7 protein-coding genes are annotated in these 7,952 nt (G+C 71.7%); all 7 read left to right on the top strand.

The window, feature by feature from the left end; genetic code table 11:
* The first annotated feature begins 280 nt into the window (after positions 1-280).
* The 7 genes from glnII to ACFV20_RS32110 all read left to right on the top strand — a co-directional run bounded on the left by glnII (position 281) and on the right by ACFV20_RS32110 (position 7,905).
* On the top strand, positions 281-1,312 hold the full coding sequence (gene glnII, locus ACFV20_RS32140) for a glutamine synthetase (protein WP_385663222.1): 1,032 nt from the start codon (positions 281-283) through the stop codon (positions 1,310-1,312).
* Positions 1,313-1,400: 88 nt separating this feature from the next.
* Positions 1,401-1,745: a DUF6891 domain-containing protein gene (locus tag ACFV20_RS32135; protein WP_385663219.1), complete on the top strand. Its 345-nt coding sequence runs from the start codon at positions 1,401-1,403 to the stop codon at positions 1,743-1,745.
* A 330-nt stretch (positions 1,746-2,075) separates the two neighbouring features.
* Positions 2,076-2,666, top strand: coding sequence for a winged helix-turn-helix domain-containing protein (locus ACFV20_RS32130; RefSeq protein ID WP_385663217.1), 591 nt, complete (start codon positions 2,076-2,078; stop codon positions 2,664-2,666).
* Positions 2,667-2,893: 227 nt separating this feature from the next.
* On the top strand, positions 2,894-3,904 hold the full coding sequence (locus ACFV20_RS32125; RefSeq protein ID WP_385663214.1) for an SDR family oxidoreductase: 1,011 nt from the start codon (positions 2,894-2,896) through the stop codon (positions 3,902-3,904).
* Positions 3,905-4,241: 337 nt separating this feature from the next.
* Positions 4,242-5,501, top strand: a complete 1,260-nt coding sequence (locus ACFV20_RS32120; RefSeq protein ID WP_385663211.1) for a sensor histidine kinase — start codon at positions 4,242-4,244, stop codon at positions 5,499-5,501.
* Positions 5,492-6,145, top strand: a complete 654-nt coding sequence (locus ACFV20_RS32115; protein WP_385663208.1) for a response regulator — start codon at positions 5,492-5,494, stop codon at positions 6,143-6,145. The genes ACFV20_RS32120 and ACFV20_RS32115 overlap by 10 nt, the downstream gene beginning before the upstream one ends.
* Before the next feature lie 203 nt (positions 6,146-6,348).
* Positions 6,349-7,905, top strand: coding sequence for a DUF1996 domain-containing protein (locus ACFV20_RS32110; RefSeq protein WP_385663205.1), 1,557 nt, complete (start codon positions 6,349-6,351; stop codon positions 7,903-7,905).
* Positions 7,906-7,952: the final 47 nt, after the last annotated feature.

Raw genomic sequence — 7,952 nt, 5'->3', positions numbered from 1 at the left:
GCGGGCGCGCGGCCGGGGGCGTCGCGCCCGGGCGGGGGGGGGGGGGGGGGGGGCCCCGCGGGGGGGCCGGGGGGGGCCGGGCCCCCCGGCGCCGCACCCGCGAAACGCACCCTCGGCGTGAAGTGCGGCACAGCACCGCCAGGTAACACGGGGTTCACATGCGAGCAATGGCCGGGAAATCGCCTGTTGCCAGGCTGCCGGGCAGCAGACGCGGCGCACCGGTGCCGCTGCGCCGCACGCACCCGCACAACGCGCCCAGACACACCCGAGGATGTGGCCCGTGACCTTCAAGGCTGAGTACATCTGGATCGACGGCACCGAGCCGACGGCCAAACTGCGTTCCAAGACCAAGATCATCACGGGCTCTCCCGCCGGTCTCGACGCGCTGCCGATCTGGGGCTTCGACGGGTCCTCCACCAACCAGGCCGAGGGCCACTCCTCGGACTGCGTGCTCAAGCCGGTCTTCACCTGCCCGGACCCCATCCGCGGCGGCGACGACATCCTCGTGCTGTGCGAGGTCCTGAACATCGACCTCACCCCGCACCCCAGCAACACCCGTGCGGCGCTGGCCGAGGTCGCCGAGAAGTTCGCGGCGCAGGAGCCGATCTTCGGCATCGAGCAGGAGTACACGTTCTTCAAGGACGGCTACCCGCTCGGCTTCCCCAAGGGCGGCTTCCCGGCCCCGCAGGGCGGCTACTACTGCGGTGTCGGCGCGGACGAGATCTTCGGCCGTGACGTCGTCGAGGCCCACCTGGACAACTGCCTGAAGGCCGGCCTCGCCATCTCCGGCATCAACGCCGAAGTCATGCCCGGGCAGTGGGAGTTCCAGGTCGGCCCGGTCTCCCCGCTGGAGGTCTCCGACCACCTGTGGGTGGCCCGCTGGCTGCTCTACCGCACCGCCGAGGACTTCGACATCGCCGCGACCCTCGACCCCAAGCCGGTCAAGGGCGACTGGAACGGCGCCGGCGCGCACACCAACTTCTCCACCAAGGCGATGCGCGAGAGCTACGACGCGATCATCACCGCGGCCGAGTCGCTCGGTGAGGGCTCCAAGCCGCTCGACCACGTCAAGAACTACGGCGCCGGCATCGACGACCGCCTCACCGGCCTGCACGAGACCGCCCCCTGGGACAAGTACTCCTACGGCGTCTCCGACCGCGGCGCCTCGGTCCGTATCCCCTGGCAGGTCGAGAAGGACGGCAAGGGCTACATCGAGGACCGCCGCCCGAACGCCAACGTCGACCCCTACGTGGTGACCCGACTGCTCGTCGACACCTGCTGCTCGGCGCTGGAGAAGGCCGGCCAGGTCTGACCCGGCCCGCTGGTTCCGCACAGGGGCGCTCGCCGTACACGGTGGGCGCCCCCTCGCGTTGTCGGTGGGGCGTGCCATCGTGGGGGGCGTGGAGATCGACGGGGGCCTCGCGGTCAAGGTGCTGACGGAGAGCGGGCGGACGCACGCGCGCGTTTCGGCGGGTGAGCTGCGCGAGTTGGTGGAGCGGATCGGCGGTGCGGGCGACCGCTTCCTCGTGGTCCGGCGGATACCGGACCGGCCGAGGGTCTTCATCCAGACCGCGCGCGACGAGGACGGTGCGTACGACGTGCAGCACCGCACCACCACCACGGCCGTCGGACACGAGGTCGTGGCGGCGCCGGCGTCGGCCGGTCTGTCCGCGCAGTGGGACGGCGACCCGGGCAAAGCCATCGACGTCACGCCGCTGGAGTGGCGCAAGCGTCTGGTGGGATGAGGGGCGGGCGGTCCCATCCCGCTCCCGTCACCTGTCCAAGCAGTGAGAGGAGTCTCCCGGCGGAGGACCGGCTCTGCTTCAATGGGGTCATGGCCAGCTACCGGAAGTGCGTCGCGACGGGTCGCCATGACCTCGAGCCCTTCTGGCCGTCCCGCCAGGACCACGACTTCGACCGGGTGTGTTGCCGCGCGACGAACGCGCCGGCCCTCTAAAGCCGTACACCCCGGCCTTCGGCCGGCGCGAACCGCGTACGTCCCTCGGCGAGCCCGACCACGAATCGCGGCCGTCGATCTCCCCGACGAACTCCTCGCGCGAAAGAGCTGACCTCTCATGGCGACCACTCGTTCCCTGTCCACCGCCGTCCCTCTCGACGCCCCCGCTACGCACGGCCCCCGGCATCGGCTCCGCGCCGTCGACCGGGACGAGGTGGTGACGGTCGCGGACCTGCTGCCGCCGGGTGCCACCTGGCTGCCGGCCCCGCAGCACACCCTGCCGACGCTGCCGGGGCAGCCGCCGATGATCGGCTACCTGGTGCTCGTCCCGGCCGACCAGCAGCCGCCGTTCCCGGTGGCGGTGCCCGACCTGCCGCAGGCCGCGCCCCCGCGGCCCGGTGCCGAACCGGGCGGTGAGCCGCTGATCCGGGTCGACCCGGTGCAGCGCACCGCCCGGGTGGCCGGGCAGCCGCTCGACCTCACCTACCTGGAGTTCGAGCTGCTGGCCCACCTGGTGGCGCACCCCGGCCGGGTCCACACCCGCGACCAGCTGGTCGGCACTGTGTGGGGCTACGGGCACGTGGGCGACGGCCGCACGGTCGACGTCCACATCGCCCGGCTGCGCCGCAAGCTGGGCGTGGAACACCGCGACGCGATCCGGACGGTGCGCCGCGTGGGCTACAAGTACGTGCCGCCGACGACGGCCTGATTCGAGCCACCCCGCCCCGCACCGCTCCCGTGGGTCACGGCCGGGACTCCCGCCCCGGCGGGAGGCCCGGGCGGGAGGCCCGCCCGCCTGCCCGCCCGTCTGCCCGTCCGCCCGTCTGCCCGTCCGCCCGTCTGCCCGTCTGCCCGTCCGTCCGCCCGTCTGCCCGTCCGTCTGCTGAGAGCAGATCTCCGTTCCGTCCTCCCGCCCCGCCGGGCAGAGTCACCCGCATGAGGCTTCTGATGCTGGGCGGTACGGAGTTCGTGGGGCGGGCGGTCGTCGAGGCGGCGATGGGGCGCGGCTGGGAGGTGACGGTGTTCCACCGCGGGCGGCACGACCCGCCGCCCGGCGTGCGGTCGTTGCGGGGCGACCGCACCGCACCGGACGGCCTGGCCGCTCTCGCCGACGACCCGGGCGAGTGGGACGTGGTCGTCGACACCTGGTCGGCGGCCCCGCGTGCCGTACGGGACACGGCGCGGCTGCTGCGGGGCCGCGCCGGCCGGTACGTATATGTGTCGAGCCGCTCGGTGTACGCGTGGGGCCGGCCGGCCCGGTTCGACGAGGAGGCGCCCCTGGTGGAGGGGGCGTCGCCCGACGCGGAGCAGACCGCCTACCCGCAGGACAAGCGGGGCGGTGAACTCGCCGTGCTGGACGCCTTCGGCGCGGACCGGTCGGTGCTCGTACGGGCCGGGCTGATCCTCGGCCCGTACGAGAACATCGGCCGCCTGCCCTGGTGGCTGGGCCGTACGGCACGCGGCGGTCCGGTGCTGGCGCCGGGCCCGCGTGACCTGCCCCTGCAGTACGTGGACGTCCGTGATCTGGCCGAGTGGATCGCGCTGGCGGCCGAGCGGGAGCTGAGCGGCCCGTACAACCTGGTCAGCCCGCAGGGGCACACCACCATGGGCGGGGTGCTCGACGCCTGCGTACGGGTCACCGGCGGCGCCGCCGAACTCCGCTGGACCGAGCCGGGGGTGATCCTCGACGCGGGCATCGAGCCGTGGACCGAGCTGCCCGTGTGGGTGCCGCCGGGCAGCGACCTGTACGAGGCCCTGCACAGCGCGGACGTCTCCCGGGCGGTCGGGGCCGGACTGGTCTGCCGGCCGGTCGAGGAGACGGTGGCGGACACCTGGCGGTGGCTCCAGGACGTCGGGGGTGTGGCGCCCCAACGCCCGGACCGGCCGCGCTCGGGCCTCGATCCGGAGGTGGAGGCGAAGGTCCTCACGTCCGGCGCCGGAACGTGAACCGCCCCTCGTCGGCACGGCTGATAACCGCCCCTCGTCGGCACGGCTGGTAACCGCCCCTCGTCGGCACGGCTGGTAACCGCCCTTCGTCAGCACGGCTGATAACCGCCCTTCGTCAGCACGGCTGGTAACCGCGTCGTCAGCACGGCCGGTCACCACTCCTCGCGAGCACCTCCCGTCAACGCCCCTCGCGAGCCCCCCGGTCACCACCCCTCGCGAGCACCTCCCACAACCGTCCCCGCACCCACCCCCCTCCCGGCAAGGTGGAGGTAGCACCACCCCTCAGCCGGGTGTCCGGCCCCGTGACCAGGCCGGCGTGCTCGGCGAGACTGACGTCATGACCATGGACACGAAGAACGGGACCGCACGGACGCCAGGACGGGGCATCGGGCTCGCCGCGGTGCGGGGGCTCGCGCTGTCCCTCATCTCCCTGCCGGGGGCGGTGCTGTGCTTCTGCCTGTCCCTGGTGTCGATCGCGCTGATCCCGATCGGGGTCGGGATCGTCACCACGCCGTACGTGCTGACGGGGGTGCGGGCGTTCGCCGACGCCCGCCGGGTGCTCGCGGCGGAGTGGGGCGGGGTGCGGATCCCCCCGGCGTACCGGCCGCTGCCGAGGGACGCCAATCCCTGGGCGCGCACGTTCGGGATGCTGCGCGACCCGGCGACCTGGCGGGACTTGATGTGGCTGCCGGTCGACATGACCGCGGGGTTCGTCACCGCGCTGCTGCCGGCCGTGCTGCTGCTCTACCCGCTGGAGGGGTTCGCCCTCGCACTCGGGCTGTGGCGGGTCCTCCCCGACCCGTACTGGTACGGCTTCGTGCCGGTGACGGGGCAGGTGTCCGCGCTGGGCGCGGGGGCCCTGGGGCTGGGGCTGCTGTTCCTCGCGCACTTCCTGACCCCGCGCCTGCTGGACGTCCACTTCCGGCTCACCCGGGCCGTGCTCGGCTCCGGCCAGGGGGAACTGGCCGAGCGGGTGCGGGTCCTGACCGAGACGCGGCGTGACGCGGTCGACGCCTCCGCCGCCGAACTGCGGCGCATCGAGCGGGACCTGCACGACGGGGCCCAGGCCCGGCTGGTCGCCGTGGGCATGGACCTGGGCACCATCGAGGCGCTCCTCGACAAGGACCCGGCGCAGGCGAAGGAGCTGATCGCACAGGCCCGGACGTCCTCGGTGGAGGCGCTGACCGAGCTGCGTGAACTGGTACGCGGCATCCACCCGCCGGTCCTCGCCGAACGCGGTCTGGGCGATGCCGTACGGGCGCTGGCGCTGCGGCTGCCGGTGGCCACCGAGGTGAGCGTGGACCTGCCCGGTCGGGCCGAGGCGCCGGTGGAGTCGGCCGCGTACTTCGCCGTGAGCGAGGTGCTCACCAACGCCGTGAAGCACGCGGGTGCCGACCGGATCTGGGTCGACCTGCACCGGGCCGACGGCATGCTGCGGGCGACCGTCACGGACAACGGCAAGGGCGGCGCGGTGATCGGCGCCGGCTCGGGGCTGGCCGGTGTGGAGCGGCGACTGGGTACATTCGACGGCGTCCTGGCCGTCAGCAGCCCCGCGGGCGGCCCCACCATGGTCACCATGGAGATCCCTTGCGCGTAGTCCTGGCCGAAGACCTCTTCCTGCTGCGCGACGGACTCGTCCGGCTGCTCCAGGCGCACGGTTTCGAGATCGCGGCGGCCGTGGAGACCGGGCCCGAACTGGCCGCCGCGCTCGCCGAACTGGACCCGGACGTCGCCGTCGTCGACGTGCGGCTGCCGCCCACGCAGACCGACGAAGGCCTGCAGTGCGCGCTGGAGGCCCGCCGCAAGCGGCCCGGGCTGCCGGTTCTGGTGCTCTCCCAGCACGTGGAGCAGCTGTACGCGCGTGAACTCCTCGCCGACGGCACCGGCGGGGTCGGGTACCTGCTGAAGGACCGGGTCTTCGACGCCGAGCAGTTCGTGGACGCGGTACGGCGGGTCGCCGCCGGCGGTACGGCGATGGATCCGCAGGTCATCCAGCAGCTGCTGGCCCGCCGCTCGGGCGACGACCGGCCGCTGGCGCGGCTGACGCCCCGGGAGACGGAGGTGCTGGAGCTGATGGCGCAGGGCCGGTCCAACGCGGCGATCGCCGGGAAGCTGGTCGTGACGGAACGGGCGATCGCCAAGCACACCGCCAACATCTTCGCCAAACTGGGGCTGGAGGTCTCGGACGACGACAACCGCCGCGTGCTGGCGGTTCTCGCGTATCTCGACCATGGCCGGTGAAACCGGACGATGCCCTTCACCCCTCGTGGGGGATCAGCAACTCCCGGTGGACAAGGGGCTGTTGAGAACACAGAGTCCTCACGCATCTCGCATCAATTTCCGAGACCTCTGAACACCCGTGGGACGCGCTCCGTATGGAAGGGAGCCGCTTCACTCCTGTCGGGCGCCTCGATGCCCCCGAAAAAGGAAGTCAGAGGAGTTCCATGGGACGCAACACAAGAAAACGCCGTACGCCGCTGGCCACCAAGGCCATTGCCGCATCGGCGGCCCTAGCGCTCGGTGGGGGCGGGCTGATCTGGGCAAACTTCTACGCCTCGGCGCACGAGGAGAACTCGGCGAACCAGACGAAGTCCGCGGGCGCGCAGATCGCCACGATCCAGTGCCCGGACGTCGGACAGAAGCTGACGGATGTGCCCGACGGCGCTCGCCAGGGGGTGGACAAGGAGCTGGCCAACCTCGACAAGCAGATCAGCGAGGCCTACACCCGGCTCGCCTCCACCCGCCAGGCCCAGGCCGGTGACTCGGGCTTCGTCAACAACGCCATCCTGGGCCCGCTGAAGTCGAAGCGGACCGCGGTCATCGACCGGATCGGCATCAACATCCGGCGGGTCGGCGGCAAGGCCCCGGCCAACCTCGAGCAGCTTGCCTCGTGCCAGGGCATGGCCGCCGACGCCACCACCAACGACGGCCAGGCCGGCGATGGTCAGAACAACGACGGCCAGAACAACGACGGCCAGAACGACGGCGGTCAGAACAACGACGGCGGCGGACAGGACCAGGGTCAGGACAACGGCGGCCAGGACAACGGGCAGGGCGGCAACGGCGGGCAGGCCGGCAACGGCCCGACGGCGGACGACTTCATCAACATCGAGGACGTCCAGCCCAACTCCCGCAACCTGCCGAACGGCCTCGCCGCGAACGGCGACGGCGGTTCGACGGGCACGTTCACCACGGAGTGCGGCACCAACGAGAACGAGAACCGCAACTCGGACAACGTGATCGTGGCGCCCGGCGTCTCCAACGGTGCGCAGCACCAGCACGACTACGTCGGCAACCAGAGCAACAACGCCTTCGCGAGCGACGAGGACCTGGCGAACGCCCAGACGTCCTGCCAGAACCAGGGCGACAAGTCCTCATACTTCTGGCCGGTCCTGCGGATCCAGGACGGCTCGGACGACATCGACGCCGGTCAGCCCGGCGGCGGCCAGGACGGCAACGTCGGCAAGATCGTCGAGCCGGCCGAGGCCCAGCTGAAGTTCGTCGGCAACCGCACCAGCGACGTCGTCGCGATGCCGAAGGCCCTGCGCATCATCACCGGTGACGCCAAGTCCCTCACCAACGGCCTGAACAACGCCAACACGTCCTGGAGCTGCACCGGCTTCGAGGACCGTCAGGTGACGGACAAGTACCCGCTCTGCCCCGAGGGCAGCTCCGTGGTGCGGACGTCCAACTTCCAGAGCTGCTGGGACGGCCAGAACATCGACAGCGCCAACCACCGCACCCACGTGGACTTCGTGGAGGCGGACGGCAGCTGCTCGAACGGCTTCAAGGCCATCCCGCAGCTCCAGGTCCGTCTGGTCTACGACGTCCAGGCGCCGCAGATCGACAACGGACAGGTGCAGAACGCCTTCGCGGTCGACTCCTTCCCGGAGCAGCTGCACAAGGCGATCACCGACCACAACGACTTCATCAACTTCTTCGACGAGAACGTGATGAACGAGATGGTCCAGTGCATCAACAGCGGCCAGGACTGCCAGTAGTCCTGAACCGGTGACGCGTACGCCCGGGGGTGGTAATACCCCCCGCC

Origin of the sequence: Streptomyces sp. NPDC059696, assembly GCF_042733745.1 — a bacterium.
Taxonomy (GTDB): Bacteria; Actinomycetota; Actinomycetes; order Streptomycetales; family Streptomycetaceae; genus Streptomyces.
Note: the sequence above shows the minus strand (reverse complement) of the source record. Positions and strands in the feature narration are given on the sequence as shown.

Excerpts from the sequence above, each read along its gene's own strand:
- ACFV20_RS32110 (WP_385663205.1), top strand. The coding sequence starts at position 6,349 with ATGGGACGCAACACAAGAAAACGCCGTACGCCGCTGGCCACCAAGGCC.
- ACFV20_RS32130 (WP_385663217.1), top strand. The coding sequence starts at position 2,076 with ATGGCGACCACTCGTTCCCTGTCCACCGCCGTCCCTCTCGACGCCCCC.
- ACFV20_RS32125 (WP_385663214.1), top strand. The coding sequence starts at position 2,894 with ATGAGGCTTCTGATGCTGGGCGGTACGGAGTTCGTGGGGCGGGCGGTC.
- ACFV20_RS32120 (WP_385663211.1), top strand. The coding sequence starts at position 4,242 with ATGACCATGGACACGAAGAACGGGACCGCACGGACGCCAGGACGGGGC.